This window comes from Desulfitibacter alkalitolerans DSM 16504, from assembly GCF_000620305.1.
Taxonomy (GTDB): Bacteria; Bacillota; DSM-16504; order Desulfitibacterales; family Desulfitibacteraceae; genus Desulfitibacter; species Desulfitibacter alkalitolerans.
The window spans coordinates 102,122-116,839 of the sequence record NZ_KK211102.1 but is presented as its reverse complement, the minus strand read 5'-3'; the positions used below and the strand labels follow the sequence as shown (position 1 = coordinate 116,839).

General features: G+C 36.3%; 14 protein-coding genes. All 14 read left to right on the top strand.

Annotation, left to right across the window (positions count from 1 at the left end):
* The first annotated feature begins 170 nt into the window (after positions 1–170).
* On the top strand, positions 171–1,109 hold the full coding sequence (locus K364_RS0114775; RefSeq protein WP_035269600.1) for a hypothetical protein: 939 nt from the start codon (positions 171–173) through the stop codon (positions 1,107–1,109).
* Positions 1,110–1,139: 30 nt separating this feature from the next.
* On the top strand, positions 1,140–2,375 hold the full coding sequence (locus K364_RS0114770; RefSeq protein ID WP_028308663.1) for a Glu/Leu/Phe/Val family dehydrogenase: 1,236 nt from the start codon (positions 1,140–1,142) through the stop codon (positions 2,373–2,375).
* A gap of 109 nt (positions 2,376–2,484) precedes the next feature.
* Positions 2,485–3,651, top strand: a complete 1,167-nt coding sequence (locus K364_RS0114765; RefSeq protein WP_028308662.1) for a M20 metallopeptidase family protein — start codon at positions 2,485–2,487, stop codon at positions 3,649–3,651.
* A 123-nt stretch (positions 3,652–3,774) separates the two neighbouring features.
* On the top strand, positions 3,775–4,587 hold the full coding sequence (locus K364_RS0114760; RefSeq protein ID WP_051534104.1) for an IclR family transcriptional regulator: 813 nt from the start codon (positions 3,775–3,777) through the stop codon (positions 4,585–4,587).
* 59 nt (positions 4,588–4,646) lie between these two features.
* A complete protein-coding gene (locus K364_RS0114755; RefSeq protein WP_028308660.1) occupies positions 4,647–5,816 on the top strand; it encodes a M24 family metallopeptidase in 1,170 nt (389 codons plus the stop codon).
* A gap of 123 nt (positions 5,817–5,939) precedes the next feature.
* Entirely contained in the window at positions 5,940–6,491 is a 552-nt protein-coding gene (locus tag K364_RS24310; protein ID WP_051534103.1) for a TRAP transporter small permease, read from the top strand.
* 24 nt (positions 6,492–6,515) lie between these two features.
* Positions 6,516–7,796, top strand: a complete 1,281-nt coding sequence (locus K364_RS0114745) for a TRAP transporter large permease (protein WP_028308659.1) — start codon at positions 6,516–6,518, stop codon at positions 7,794–7,796.
* 31 nt (positions 7,797–7,827) lie between these two features.
* A complete protein-coding gene (locus K364_RS0114740; protein ID WP_028308658.1) occupies positions 7,828–9,006 on the top strand; it encodes a M20 metallopeptidase family protein in 1,179 nt (392 codons plus the stop codon).
* 118 nt (positions 9,007–9,124) lie between these two features.
* Complete coding sequence (locus tag K364_RS0114735; protein WP_028308657.1) at positions 9,125–10,174, top strand: TRAP transporter substrate-binding protein; 1,050 nt, start codon at positions 9,125–9,127, stop codon at positions 10,172–10,174.
* 99 nt (positions 10,175–10,273) lie between these two features.
* The gene (locus K364_RS0114730; protein ID WP_028308656.1) at positions 10,274–10,654 is read left to right on the top strand and encodes a Rid family detoxifying hydrolase; all 381 of its coding nucleotides are present in this window, start codon (positions 10,274–10,276) and stop codon (positions 10,652–10,654) included.
* 58 nt (positions 10,655–10,712) lie between these two features.
* Positions 10,713–11,711 carry a threonine/serine dehydratase gene (locus K364_RS24305; protein WP_035269597.1) on the top strand — a complete coding sequence of 333 codons (999 nt, stop codon included), beginning with the start codon at positions 10,713–10,715 and terminating at the stop codon, positions 11,709–11,711.
* A gap of 29 nt (positions 11,712–11,740) precedes the next feature.
* A complete protein-coding gene (locus K364_RS0114720) occupies positions 11,741–12,469 on the top strand; it encodes a maleate cis-trans isomerase family protein (RefSeq protein WP_028308655.1) in 729 nt (242 codons plus the stop codon).
* 270 nt (positions 12,470–12,739) lie between these two features.
* The gene (locus K364_RS0114715; RefSeq protein ID WP_028308654.1) at positions 12,740–13,690 is read left to right on the top strand and encodes an aldo/keto reductase; all 951 of its coding nucleotides are present in this window, start codon (positions 12,740–12,742) and stop codon (positions 13,688–13,690) included.
* Between the two features lie 144 nt (positions 13,691–13,834).
* The gene (locus K364_RS0114710; protein ID WP_028308653.1) at positions 13,835–14,515 is read left to right on the top strand and encodes a GntR family transcriptional regulator; all 681 of its coding nucleotides are present in this window, start codon (positions 13,835–13,837) and stop codon (positions 14,513–14,515) included.
* Positions 14,516–14,718: the final 203 nt, after the last annotated feature.

The window sequence follows — 14,718 nt, the reverse complement described above, 5'->3', positions numbered from 1 at the left end:
CACTAAAATGTAAACTGCTCTACTTTATGAATAATGTTTGGAAAATATAAAAATTTAAATTCTATTTATTCGGCTTCAAAGGGGTGATGTTTAATAGAAATAAATGTAGCCTTTAGCAACTTGTATATATGCCAAAATTAAGTTTTTATAATTTTAAGGAGGCTAGAACTATGACTTTTGAAAATATCACTAGATTTATTGAAAACAAAACTGATTTTCCATTGAAGGATAGGCATGATTTGCCTTCATCACCATTGACCTTTGAAGGTGGAGCGCATTACAGAATGGAGATTACAGGTATAGAGTGCGCAGAAAACTTCGAGATTCTAATTAAGGAAATAGACAAACGCAAAATTCCCATTCACAGGGTGATCGGAACTGTAGGTGGTTCTGCAAAGCTGGATTGGCAGGAGTTGAGGTATTATGCCCAAATGGCATCAGATAGTAACATAGAAGTAATGTTGAATGCCCTGCCAAGTAGGGGCTGGGATTTAGGGAGGCAGTATATAACTCCTGAAGGATATGTGTCAGGAATGCGTTTAAGGGGCCATGATAATTTATATATGTGGCTTAAGGAATTTAATAGATGTCTAGAGGCGGGTATAAGAGGATTTTTAATTACTGATGAAGGCCTGCTAAATCTACTTAATAAGATGAGAATAGACGGAGTAATTCCAAAGGATGTTAAATTTAAGGTTTCCGTATTTGCAGGTCATGGCAATGCAGTAGGAGGACAGCTATTAGAGCAATTAGGAGCTGACAGTTTTAATCCTCTTGCAGATTTATCTTTGGCAATGTTTGCTTCTATTAGAAGTGCAACTAAGATTCCCATGGATGTATATATGAGCTTGGTTGATTCTATGGGAGGATTTCAGAGATACGTTGAGGCAGATGAAATTGCAAGAATTTGTGCTCCTGTATACTTCAAATTTGAACCTGGTAAAAATGAGTGTGATATTTATAATGCTTGGGCTTCACCAGACCATTTAAATGAATTGGTTAAACTAAAAATGAAGTATGCAGTTATTGCAAAAGAATGGTGTGAAAAGAGTGAATATAATCTTGTTTTCAATGATTATAAAGAAGACCTGTCAATTCCTAGACCTTAGTAAATTTTAAAAATAAGGAGGAAGAATCTAATGAGCAACCCTTTTGAAACTGCGCTAAATAGCTTATACAGCGCCAGCGAGGCAGCAAATGTTGATCCTAATGTAGTTGCAATTTTAAGCAAACCAAAAAGAATTACTGAGTTTAACATACCTTTAAAGATGGATAATGGAGAAGTGAAAATTTTTACTGCTTACAGATGTCAATATAATGACGCCTTAGGAGCTACCAAGGATGGAACTAGATTTGTTCCAAATTTAGATCCAGACACAGTTAAGGCCTTGGGTTTTTGGATGACAATTAAGCATGCTGTTGCTGATATTCCTGCTGGAGGCGGAAAAGGTGGAATAGTGGTAGATCCCAGTAAATTAAGTAAGAATGAACTAGAAAAACTAACTCGTGCCTACATGCGCAGATTACCTGTAAAAGGTGCTTGGGTAGATGTCCCAGGAGCAGATATTGGTACCAGTGCACAAACTCAAGGCTGGATGCTGGATGAGTACGAGGAAATAATGGGTTATCATAGTCCAGCTGCTGTAAATGATAAGCCCACGATTCTAAATGGTACTGTTGGCAGCTTTGAAGCTACTGGTTTGGGAGTCTTTTATGTAACTGTACAGGCCATAAAAGATCTTGGATTAAGCAAAGGCTCAACAGTTGCTGTCCAGGGATACGGACAGGTTGGTGCTATTGCTGCTAAGCTATTATTTGATGAGGGATATAAGATTGTTGCTGTAAGCGATATAAATGGTGGTGTTTATTCTGAAGGTGGAATAAACATTGATGAGCTGGATAAGCATGTTGCAAAAACAGGTACAGTAGCAGATTTCGCTGGGGTTAAGGTTATTAGCAACGATGAGTTGTTAACAGCGCACTGTGATATTTTAATTCCCGCTGCAGTTCAGAGCGTAATCCATAAAAGCAACGCAAAAGATATTAAGGCTAAACTAATTGTAGAAGGTGCAAATGGACCTATAACTCCAGAAGCAGAAAAAACTCTCCTTGGAAAAGAGATCTATATTGTACCAGACGTAATTGCTAACTCTGGTGGAGCTATTGTCTGCCACTTTGAAAGAATTCAAGGACTTACCGATATGTATTGGGATTTAGATACTGTTAAGACCAGATTACATGAACGTATTTTGAAAGCCTATAATCAAGGAATAGAAACTAGCAAAAAGCTAAATAATCCTTCTCTTAGAGTAGCTGCATGGGCAAATGCATTAGGTAAGATTAGTGAGGCAATGAAAGCAAGGGGATGGGTATAGTATTTAAATAATAGACAAAAGGGTTTCTTAATTATGAAAGAAAATGACTTTCATAAAAAGAAACCCTCCTCCAACCATAAAGCTAAACTAATAATCGGGGGTTATTTTAATGGATATAAAAAAAGAAATAGACAGTTTTCTTCATGAACTGATTGAACTAAGAAGAGATTTTCATAAACACCCTGAGCTAGGATTTGAAGAATATAGAACATCAAAAATAATCTCCGACTATCTAATAAGTATTGGATTAGAAGTTAAAACACTAGCAAAAACAGGTGTGGTGGGTATTTTAAAAGGAAATAACCCTGGACGTACTCTTTTACTAAGAGCTGATATGGACGGTTTACCTATTGAAGATGAAAAGGATGTTTCTTACAAATCAGTTTGTCCGGGGAAAATGCACGCTTGTGCCCATGATGGACATATGGCAATGCTGCTTGTAGCAGCAAAAATAATGACTAAATATAAGGACCAGCTGCATGGAAATATAAAATTTGTTTTTCAGCCAAATGAAGAGGATGCTGGTGCTAGAAAAATGATTGAGGAAGAGGTAATGCTTGACCCGGATGTTGATTTTGCCTTTGGAATTCATCTGTGGACACCTTTGAGAAGCGGTACAATAGGGATTTCGGCAGGACCGGTAATGGGTGGTCATGATAATTTTAAAATCGACTTGACTGGTAAAGGTGGACATACGGCTATTCCTGAAAATGCCATAGACCCAATAATTGCAGCAGCTAATATTATTCAAAGTGTGCAAATAATACAAACTCGTGAGATTGGAGCATTAAAACCTACACTTATCATGTTTGGCAAAATAAACGGAGGTACAGGTCCAAATATTATTCCTGAAAAAGTAGAAATTGAAGGCTCCATTAGGTACCTTCATGAGGACAATCAAGATGAAAGTATAAAGGACAAATTTAGAAGAATAGTTGGTTCCGTTTGTTCGGCATACAGGGTTAGCTATAAATTGGACTTTATTCCAAGTAGTGCATTGTTAGCAAATGATGCTAAACTAACGGAAGTTGTAAAGAGTATTGCTGAGGAAGTAGTTGGAAAAGAGAATATAGTTCCTTTTGTAAGTATGGCAGGTGAAGACTTTTCAGAGTTTTCCATGGAGGTGCCAAGTGTATTTTACTTCATTGGCACAGGCAATGAAGCCAAGAAAACAACATATTCTCATCACCATCCACTTTTTGACATTGATGAGGATAGCCTTTCCCTTGGAGTAGAGATGCACCTTAGAACATCCATGTCATTACTAGGAAAATAAGCATAGGGTATAAGAATGGACTAGATAAAGGCTGGTTAACCCCCTGGCACAAATTAGAATGGCTGTCTTATATTTAGAATGATATAATCTTTGTAAAATAAATAATTTATGGAGGTTAATGTAATGGCAAAATTAGAAAAAAATATGTCTTATAATCCAAAGTACCCTGTGCAAACTTTAGAGAAATCGTTAGAAGTAATTGAGTACTTATCAACAGAAACAGCAGACGGGTTAGGAATTACAGAATTAAGCAATAAGCTTGGTATGGGCAAAAGCACAATTCATAGAATATTAGATACTCTTGTTGCCTATGGATATGTAGAAAAGATCCCCCAGAATAACAGATATCGACTTGGCTGGGAGCTATTTAAGAAGGGTAATGTGGTTCCGCGGCAGCGTAATCTATATAATTTTGATAAAAAAATTCTTGAAGATTTATGCAATGAATATGAAGTCACTGTTAATCTAGGTGTTAGGGTTAAAAATGAAATAGTAATAATTGCCAAATATGACCCAAAAACAAGGCTGACAGTAAACCTACATGTTGGTGAAAGAGAGCCTCTCCATTGTACGAGTTTAGGAAAAGTTTTAATTTCTGAAATGGACAAAGAAACTATTTATAGCATTTTAGGTTCTGATGAGTTACAACCTTTAACTCCAAATACTATTACATCAATGGTAGGGCTTATCAAAGAATTAGAAAAGGTTCGTGAGCAAGGGTATGCCATAGATGATGAGGAGTTCTGCTTGGGTTTATCTTGCATTGCAATGCCCGTACGTGACAACTCTAATAATATTATTGCGGCTATTAGTATGAGTGGCCCATCAATACGTCTAAATTTTTCTAAAATAATGGATATTAAAGAAGCCTTGGCAAAAGCAACCTTAAAAGTGTCCACATATTTTGGTTATCAGCCAAAAAGCGAGGGTAAATAAGTTTTGTGAAGGACTTTGTGTAAAATATTGGTTTTAACCTATGAAAGGAGTAAATTACTATGTTGCCATTTAGCAAAACTGAGTATATGGAAAGAATTACTAAGGTTAAAGATAGTATGTCCCGTAAGGGGATAGATGTACTCTTAATTACAGATCCTGCTAATATGTGTTATTTAACAGGATATAATGCTTGGTCTTTTTATGTGCATCAGATGGTGATAGTAGCGTTAGATGAAACTGAACCTATTTGGGCAGGTCGTTATATGGATGCTTTAAGTGCCAAGTTTACCACATGGTTAGCAAATGAAAATATTAAGGGATATTCCGATGATCATGTTCAAAGTAATGTGAAGCATCCAATGGATTATGTTGCTAACCTATTAAAAGAAAGAGGGCTTGGAGATAAAACTATTGCAGTTGAAATGGATGCATACTACTTTACGGCTTTGTGTTATGAAAGGCTAAAAAAAGGTTTACCAAATGCTAAATTTACAGATGGAACATTACTTGTAAACTGGGTTCGTATTATTAAATCCCATGAGGAAATAACCCTTATGGAAAGGGCAGGGAAGATAGTAGAAAAGGCCATGCAAACAGCCATTGATACTATTAATGTGGGAGTAAGAGAATGCGATGCTTCTGCGGCAATTTATTATTCCCAAATAACAGGAACGCCTGAATTTGGTGGAGACTATCCGTCTATAGTACCATTAATGCCATCAGGAGAAAAAACAGGAGCATGCCATTTAACATGGACAGATTCCAGATATAAAGATGGTGATGCAGTTATTATTGAAATAGCAGGCTGTCATCAAAGATATCATTCCCCTTTAGCCAGGACAGTATTTTTGGGTAAACCTCCGGCAAAAGTTACAGAGACAGCTGAAATAGTTGTTGAAGGAATAAATGTGGCCCTAGATACAGCCAAGCCAGGTGCAACTTGTGAGGAAGTGGAACTAGCATGGAGAAGGGTGCTAAATAAATACGGCTTGGAAAAAGAATCACGCATTGGATACTCCATGGGACTAAACTATCCACCTGACTGGGGTGAGCATACAGCAAGCATCAGGCCGGGAGACAAAACGGTTCTCCAACCCAATATGACCTTCCACATGATTCCTGGAATGTGGTATGACACCTGGGGAGTTGAGATAAGTGAATCATTTAGGATCACTGAAACTGGTGCCAAGACCCTTGCAAACTTCCCGCGTCAATTGTTTATAAAGTAAAAAAATGGATGGGAGGTCCTGCTGATAGGTCCTCCCAGAAAGACCCCTGGGATAATTTGAAAAAATTGAAAAGTATGATAGTTGTTAAGTACTGTTTACTAAATTTCAAAGGAGAGGGGTTCATTGAGTTTTTTAAAAAAAATTGATAGGTATCTGGCAAAAGTTGAAGCATTTTTACTTAGTTATACTGTAATCGCTATGGCCATTGTTTTGATAGGCAATGTATTGAGCAGATCTATATTCAATCGCAGCTGGACTTTTGTTGAAGAAGTGGGACAATTAATGGTTATTATCATCACTTTTATAGGAGTTAGCTATGCTGCAAGAAATGGTAGGCATATTAGAATGTCTGCTGTCTTTGATGCTGTACCAATCAAAGCTAAAAAAGTTTTAATTCTTATAATATCTTTAGCGACAGCAGTTACGTTACTATATTTTGCGTATTTAGGATTTACGTATATGAAATTTGTAATAGGTACTGGTAGAGTTACTCCGGCTTTAAGAATTCCTGCCTATTTCATGGTAGTCTTTATTCCCGCAGGCTTTCTACTTGCTGGAATACAGTATCTAATAAACTTTGTACTAAACCTAAGAGAAAAAGAAATCTATATAGGAACAGATAAACCTTTAGCTCTGGAAACTCAATGTAGTTTGGAAACTAAATGTAATAAGTAACTTTTGGAAGGAAGGAGTAAGACCATGGTACTAACTTTACTGATAATTATGTTTGTCTTGTTACTCATGGGCTTTCCAATGATGATATCCATGATGCTGGCCCCATTAGCAGTATTAATACTATATTTTCCCAACATAAATCCACATTTAATGACCCAGCATCTTATAGCGGGAGTTCAACCCTTCGTTCTTCTATCTGTACCTATGTTTATCTTTGCTGCTGACATAATGTGTGCAGGACAGATTGCAAAGAGAGTACTTTATTTTGTTGAGACATTTGTAGGACATATTAAAGGTGGAATGGCAATTACTACCGCTACAGCTTGTACATTATTCGGTTCTATTTCTGGATCTACACAGGCTACCGTAGTGGCCATTGGCAGGCCAATGCATGCTAAATTGCTTGAATCAGGTTACAGAGAAAAAGATATATATGCTTTAATAATTAACTCCAGTAACATTGCTCTTCTAATACCTCCAAGCATTGTAATGATTATGTATGCAGTTGTAACTGGTACATCAGTAGGTGAATTATTTATAGCTGGAATAGGCCCTGGATTGCTAATTTTATTAATTTTTTCTATATACAACTATTTTGCTGCAAGACATTATAACATACCTGTAACCCCTAAATATACATGGAAGCAAAGGTTTCAATCAATTAGAGAAGCTTTATTGCCCTTTGGTTTTCCAGTAATAATAATTGGTGGGATTTATACAGGTTTTTTTAGTCCAACTGAAGCAGCAGCAGCATCAGTTTTATATGCCTTGATTTTAGAAGTCTTTGTTTACAAATCAGTGAAAATAAAGGAGATTCCCGACATAGCTCTTTCAACTGGGCTAATTACAGCAGCTGTATTTATCCTTGTAGGAGCGGGAGCAGCTTTTTCCTGGGTAATATCTTTTGCAAGAATTCCTCAAATGATAACTGCCAATGTATTAGGCCCTGATCCAACTGCTTTATGGGTATTGCTGATGGTTACAATCTTTTACTTCGTGGGGTGTATGTTTGTTGATCAGTTGATCGTAATTATTATCCTAACACCAATTTTCTTTAAATCAGCAATGATGGCAGGAATTGATCCCATACATTTAGGTATTGTAGTTACACTACAGGCGGCCATTGGTTCTGCAACGCCACCTTTTGGATGCAATATTTTCACAGCTTGTGCCATATTTGACAAATCTTATATGGAAGTAATTAGAGGTACATTACCATACATAATTATGTATGTTATTGTATCAGCTATTATGATTTTCTTCCCGGAAATAGCCTTGCTGTTTAGAGATTGGGCTTTTAGATAATATTTAACTACTTAGCAGGGAGGAATTTTGAATGTATAAAAACGATGTTGCTAAGTACACAAAAGAATTAATTGATATTAGGCGGGATATACACATGCATCCTGAGTTGGGTTATGAGGAGTACAGGACATCCAAATTAGTATCAGACTATCTATTGAGCTGTGGAATACAAGTTCAAAGGGTAACCAAAACCGGTGTTGTAGGTCTTCTTAAGGGAAAGAAACATGGAAAAACAGTTATGTTAAGGGCTGATATGGATGCCCTTGCATTGCAAGAAATGACTAATGTAACCTATAAATCCAAATATGACGGGAAAATGCATGGTTGTGGACATGATGGGCATACGGCAATGCTTTTAGTGGCTGCAAAAATATTATCAAAATACAAGGACCAGATTAACGGGAATATTAAATTCATATTTCAGCCAAATGAAGAGACTGCAGGAGCCTTAGATATGATAAAAGAAGGAGTGCTTGATAATCCGCCAGTTGATGCTGCCCTTTGCATCCATCTTTGGCCTTATATTCCAAGTGGAACAATTGGTATTACATCAGGGCCAATTATGGCGGCATTAGAGGAATTTGAATTAACAATTTATGGGATGGGCGGCCATACAGCTTCGCCACAAGAGGCAATTGACCCTGTTATAGCTGCATCAAATATTATTCAAATGGTGCAGACCATACAAACAAGAGAGGTAAGTGCACTGAGCCCAACAACTATTATGTTTGGAAGAATAAATGGAGGAACTGCAAGAAACATAGTAGCTGGAGATGTAAAGCTAGGAGGTACCATTAGGTACTTATATGAAAATGAAGAGATAGAAAAAAAGCAGCTTCTGAATAGATTTGAAAGAATCATAACCGGAATATGTCATGCTGCCAGAACTAAATATGACTTGAAGTATATTCCCAGTAACCCAGCGTTATTAAACAATTCGAAAATAGTAGAATTCGTTGTAAATGCTGCTAAAGATATTTTGGGTGATACAACTAAAATTGTAAATTACTCCTGCATGGCAGGAGAGGACTTTGCCGAGTTTAGCAGGATGGTTCCTAGTGCCTTCTATTTTTTGGGGTCTGGAAACAAGGATAAGGGGACAGACTACCCGTTGCATCATCAATGCTTCAATATAGATGAGGATGTTTTACCTCTAGGTGTTGAATTTCATGTAAAAACTGCAATGAGTTTTTTGCAAAAAGAGAATTAAATTGCATCTTTCCATTATTTAATTAAGGAGGTGATATTCACACAGGTGTTTTTAGTGTATTAGGTAGGATGTTTTAAGATGATATTGACTTTTTTAAAAAAGGAGAGGAGTGGAATTAATGAAAAAAAGTATAATTTTACTTGCTTTATTCCTAATGATTGGTTTACTTCTGGCAGGTTGCGGTGGGGGTCAACAAGCTGATAAAGGTGGTAGTGACAAAATAGAAAAACAGGTTTGGAAGATTGCCCATGAAGAAATTCCAGGTAGTGTTCAGGATGAATATGCTCAAAGATTTAAGCAGTTAATTGAACAAAAAACTAATGGAGCTGTAGAGGTTGAAGTTTATCCAGTGGGAGAGATTGGAGATGCAATTCAGCATATTGAGTTTGTTCAATCTGGGGTATTAGAATTTGTATTAACTAACCCTGGAAATATTGGAACTACAATTCCAGAGACACAATTATTCTATCTGCATTTTTTATTGCCAGATGATGAAGAGCAGGTTCGTGAAATACTGAATACAAGTAAAGCTATTGAAAGGCTTAATGATTTACATTTAGAACATGGTCTTAAAGTTTTAGACTGGTTCCCAGAGGGTTATATGATGTGGACTGCCAATAAGCCTCTAAGAACACCAGATGATTTTAGAGGATTTAAGATGAGAACAATGCAATCACCTTTAATTGTTGCTACTTATGAAGCATATGGTGCTAACCCAACTCCAATGCCATACTTAGAAGTATATAGCGGTTTGCAGCTTGGTTTGATTGAAGGGCAGGTTAATCCACTTTTTGCAATTGAGGAAATGAAGTTTTATGAAGTTCAGGACTATATAATGCTTTCTAAGCAGGATACCTTTGTGGCCTATTTAGCTGCAGGCACAGATTTTTATGAAGGATTATCTGATGAGCTTAAAAATATAGTTGCTGAAGCAGTTGAGGAATGCAATGAATATGTTTTTGAAGTTCAAAAGCGTTTAAATAGTGAAAGACTAGAGGCCATGAAGGCAGCACGGCCCAGTTTAAATGTTATCGAATTAACAGAAGAGGAAAGGGATTTATTCAGACAAGCTAGTATGCCTGCAAGAGAAAGGTTTGTTAGCATTGCGGGACCAAGAGGAAAGGAAATATTGGACCTTTTGGTTCAAGAAGTTGAAGCATTGAGGTAACTATCCCCTCAAATATGAATTTAGCAGGGGAGAAAATCCCCTGCACTTTCTCTTTATGCAGCTGGAATTTTTAAATAATGTACGAGGGAGTGTTATATAATGAATAAAATACCGGTCCATCCAGAAAGTGCGCCAGTACCAGCAGGACCTTATACACCAGCATTAATTGCAGGCAATTTAGTTTTTGTAAGCGGCCAAACCCCTGAGAAACCAGGAACAGATGAGCTTGTGGAGGGGGATATTATGGTTCAAACTAGGCAGGTTATGGAGAATATTAAGGGAATTCTTGAAGCTGCTGGCTGCACAATGGATGATGTGGTTAAGGTTAACTGTCACCTGGCAAATATAAATGACTTTAGTGGATATAATGAAGTATATGGCCAATATTTTACAAAGCCATATCCAACACGCACCACTGTTCAAAGTGGTATTCCAGGAAACTCTCTAATAGAGATCGATGTTATAGCAGTTAAAAAATAATATCCTTAAATTATCTATATCACTAACCTTAAACTGAGTAAATTGTTGGAGGCTAAGAATGAATAATGCAAAACCTTCTAATCAACTTAACTATCCTAATATTCGTGATGTATATATAGCTCATAAAAGGATAAAGCCCTTTGTTGTAAAAACCCCATTAATAGCTTCACAGGAGCTTTCTCTCTGTTTCGATAAATCTATACTTCTTAAACTTGAAAATTTGCAGGAAATTGGTGCTTTTAAAATTAGAGGGGCGGCAAATAAAATTTTGAGTCTCTCAGAAGATGTAAGAAGCAGAGGAGTAGCAACTTTTTCCACAGGCAACCATGGTTTGGCTGTGGCATACATGGCAAAAAAGCTTGCTATTCCAGCTTATATATGCATATCTAGTCGTGTGCCTGATGTTAAAGTCAATTCTCTAAAAAAACTAGGTGCCAACATTGAGATATATGGAAAAAGTCAGGATGAAGCAGAAAGATATTGCTATCAGCTAGCAAAAGAAAAAAGTTTAACTATTATTGAGCCCTTTGATGATCCCTTTGTAATTGCAGGTCAGGGAACTATCGGCCTTGAGATTATAGAAGTATTGCCCAATATTGATACAATTATAGTTCCTGTATCTGGTGGAGGTTTATGTGCCGGAATTGCATTGGTCGTAAAGACCCTGATACCTGGCATTCGTGTTGTAGGGGTATCAATGGAAAATGGGGCAGTAATGTATCATAGCTTAAAAGCAGGTAAGCAGGTTGCACTAGATGAGGTAGATACTTTAGCGGATAGCTTATTGGGTGGATTGGGTGAAGAAAATAAATATACCTTTAGTATGCTGGCAAAATATATTGATGAATTTGTACTTGTTTCTGAAGAAGAAATAGCTCAAGGGATGTCCTATATTTTTAAAAACCATAAAATGGTTGTGGAAGGGGCTGCAGCCACGGGGGTTGCTGCACTTTTAAAGAAAGGCGTTAAAAATGTTGGGGATAATGTTGTTACTATTATAAGTGGAAATAATGTAAATATATCTTCCTTTGTTAATGCCACGAAAGACTTTCTATAAAATAATTGGTAGTGAAGGTGATTTAAGCAATGCAAGATAAATTATATGGATGGAGAGCTAAAATAGGTTTGATTTATCCTGCTTCTGGTTGGGTAATGGAACCAGAATTTTATGCAATGGCGCCAGAAGGAGTTTCCATTCATACCACAAGGGTTGAATTAAAAACCGTAGATGTTAAAGGGGTAACTGAGATAGCAGCAGCTTCCATTGAGGCGGCACGATTACTGGCGACGGCTCCACTAAATGTCATAGTATTAGGATGTACTAGTGGAAGCTTTATAAATGGGTCAGAATATGATAAAAACCTGATAAGAAGCATGGAGGAAGTAACTAATGGGATACCATGTACTACCACTGCAAGTGCTGTTAGCAAGGCATTGGATAAATTAAAAGTCAATAAGTTAGCGGTGGTAACTCCTTATGTTGAAGAAATAAATTTAAGAGCAATAAAATATTTGCAGGAAAAGGGTTTTAAGGTATTAAATTTAGCTGGATTAGGTTTGATCGAAGACTATGATATAAACAGGCAGGATCTTGAAACTGTTTATAATTTAGCTAAAAGTACAGATGTAGAAAATGCTGATGGGATATTTATTGCATGTACAGGTATTAGAAGTATTCCTATAATAAAAACTCTCGAAAAGGACCTTAACAAACCAGTAATTTCGGCAATACAAGCAACCTTTTGGGATTGCTTAAGACTATCAGGAGTACACGAAAAAATACATGGTTATGGTTGTTTATTAGAAAGCTTTTAGATTTAGGATTTTAGTATCAATATAACTATTTTAGTAAGTATGCGGCAAATATTCACTTGAAATTTTAGCAAAGACCCTTGACAAATAACCTCCTCCTTAGAAATCCAGTAGGCCCTATAGTCTGCTGGATTTTTGTACTAATTATTAAAATTTTTCCAAATAAAGCAGGATTCTTGATTTATACAGAGAATAATGTATACATGGATACACAAAGGCGTGGTGCAAATTGCACAGGTGTTTTGTATATAGCCGTTTTAATGGAGGAAAACAATGGAGTACAAAAAACTCGGTTTAGCAGATATAACAGTTTCTGAGCTGTGCTTTGGCTTATTACCAATGGGGCCTATACAGGCAAATATCTCCTCGCAAGAAGGAGGAGCTTTAATAAGACATGCACTAGAGATGGGAATTAACTTTATAGATACGGCTGAATTATATGGAACCTATGAACATATTTTAAGGGGAACTCATGGGTTTCCAAGAGAAGTTGTCATAGCTTCAAAATCAGCGGCATCGGACTATAAGGGTATGGAAGACGCTATCCAGGGTGCTCTTAAAGCTTTAAAGAGAGATGCAATCGATATTTTTCACTTGCATGCAGCCAGAGCAGATACTGACGTCTTTAATGAGAGGGGAGATGCCCTTCAATGCATACTAGATTACAAACAAAAAGGTCATGTACGTGCCACAGGTATAGCTACACATAATGTTAAGGTAGCAGAGCTGGCATCAACTGTACCTGAAATTGATATAGTGCATCCATTGATTAATAAGAGCAGTCGAGGAATAGTAAATGGTACTGCTGCAGATATGGCTAAAGCTATTGAGAAATGTCATGCAGCTGGTAAAGGTCTTTACGCCATGAAAGCTCTAGCAGGAGGGAACCTAGTTGGTGAACTTCTTGAAGCTGTTAGTTTTGTTAGGAATACTAAAGGAATTCACTCAATTGCTGTAGGCATGATAAGAAAAGAGGAGCTGGAATTAAACCTAAAAATATTTAATGGCGATGTAATCACCTTTGACATGCTGTCTAAGTTAAAAAACACTAAGAAAATATTTGTAAGAGACTCTCTCTGTGAAAAGTGCTGCATATGTATTGATGCATGCCCTAATAGTGCATTACATTTGGGCAATGAAAATATAGAAGTAGATCATGGCAAATGTATACTTTGTGGTTACTGTTATCCAGCATGCCCCCAATTTGCAATAAGGTTAATATAAAAACCCAGTCAAAATTATTTTTAAAAAATTTAAATAATTAGCAGGATTCTTTTTTCTTGCGAAGAATACATGTATACACGGACATAAGATTAAACGAAATAAAAAAACTAAAAATGTAGCGCTAAATTATTGAGGGGTGGATCAATGTTAAACAATACCTTGAAACCAATAAATGCAAATAGATCTCTTTTAGCAGAACAAGTTTATAACACAATTAAAAGTGCTATTCTTAATGGACAAATCCCTTCTGGAGAGAGATTAAAAGAGGTGGAAGTTTCAAAAAAACTAGGGGTTAGTCGGACGCCTGTTAGAGAAGCATTATATAAATTGAGAAAAGAAGGACTTTTAACAAACCTAGCAGGTGGCGGAGTAAAGGTATCGCAAATTTCTACTGAAGAAATAAATAAAGTATTTGAATTAAGAATTCTCCTAGAAACTTATGCTGTAGAAAAAGCCGTACACAATTTCACAGAAGAAGATATTAAAAAAATGGAAGAAATATTAATAGAAAATGAATTGCTGATAGAAAGAAAAAATTACAAGAAAATAGTTGAACTAAATACACAATTTCATGATGTTATAATTAATGCCAGCAATAATGATAAATTATTTGATATATTAATAGGCCTTAGGGATTATCTGGCCCTTTACAGGAGCATAAGCTTAAGTAGTATGGAAGGGGCAAAAGAATCATTTGAAGCTCATAAAAGAATTTTTGAGAATATTAAAAGAAAAGATAATGAAGCAATATGTCAAAGTATGAAAGAGCACTTAGAAGAAGCCAGAAGAACTATTTTGTCTCGAGTTAGCAGCAAAGATGATTAGAAGGTGAAGCAAATAATTTATTAACACCCCAGGTATTACCCCAGGTATAGCCGTACTAATATCTATTTGGTTTTGCACCTTATGTTTGTATGTCCCACCTTGTAAATTTCAGCAGAAAATTTTATTAAATACTTTAGGCAAACAAATCACACATTTTTTTAAGCTTACTATGTATACAAAAATACACAAACTCCTATTTTGTT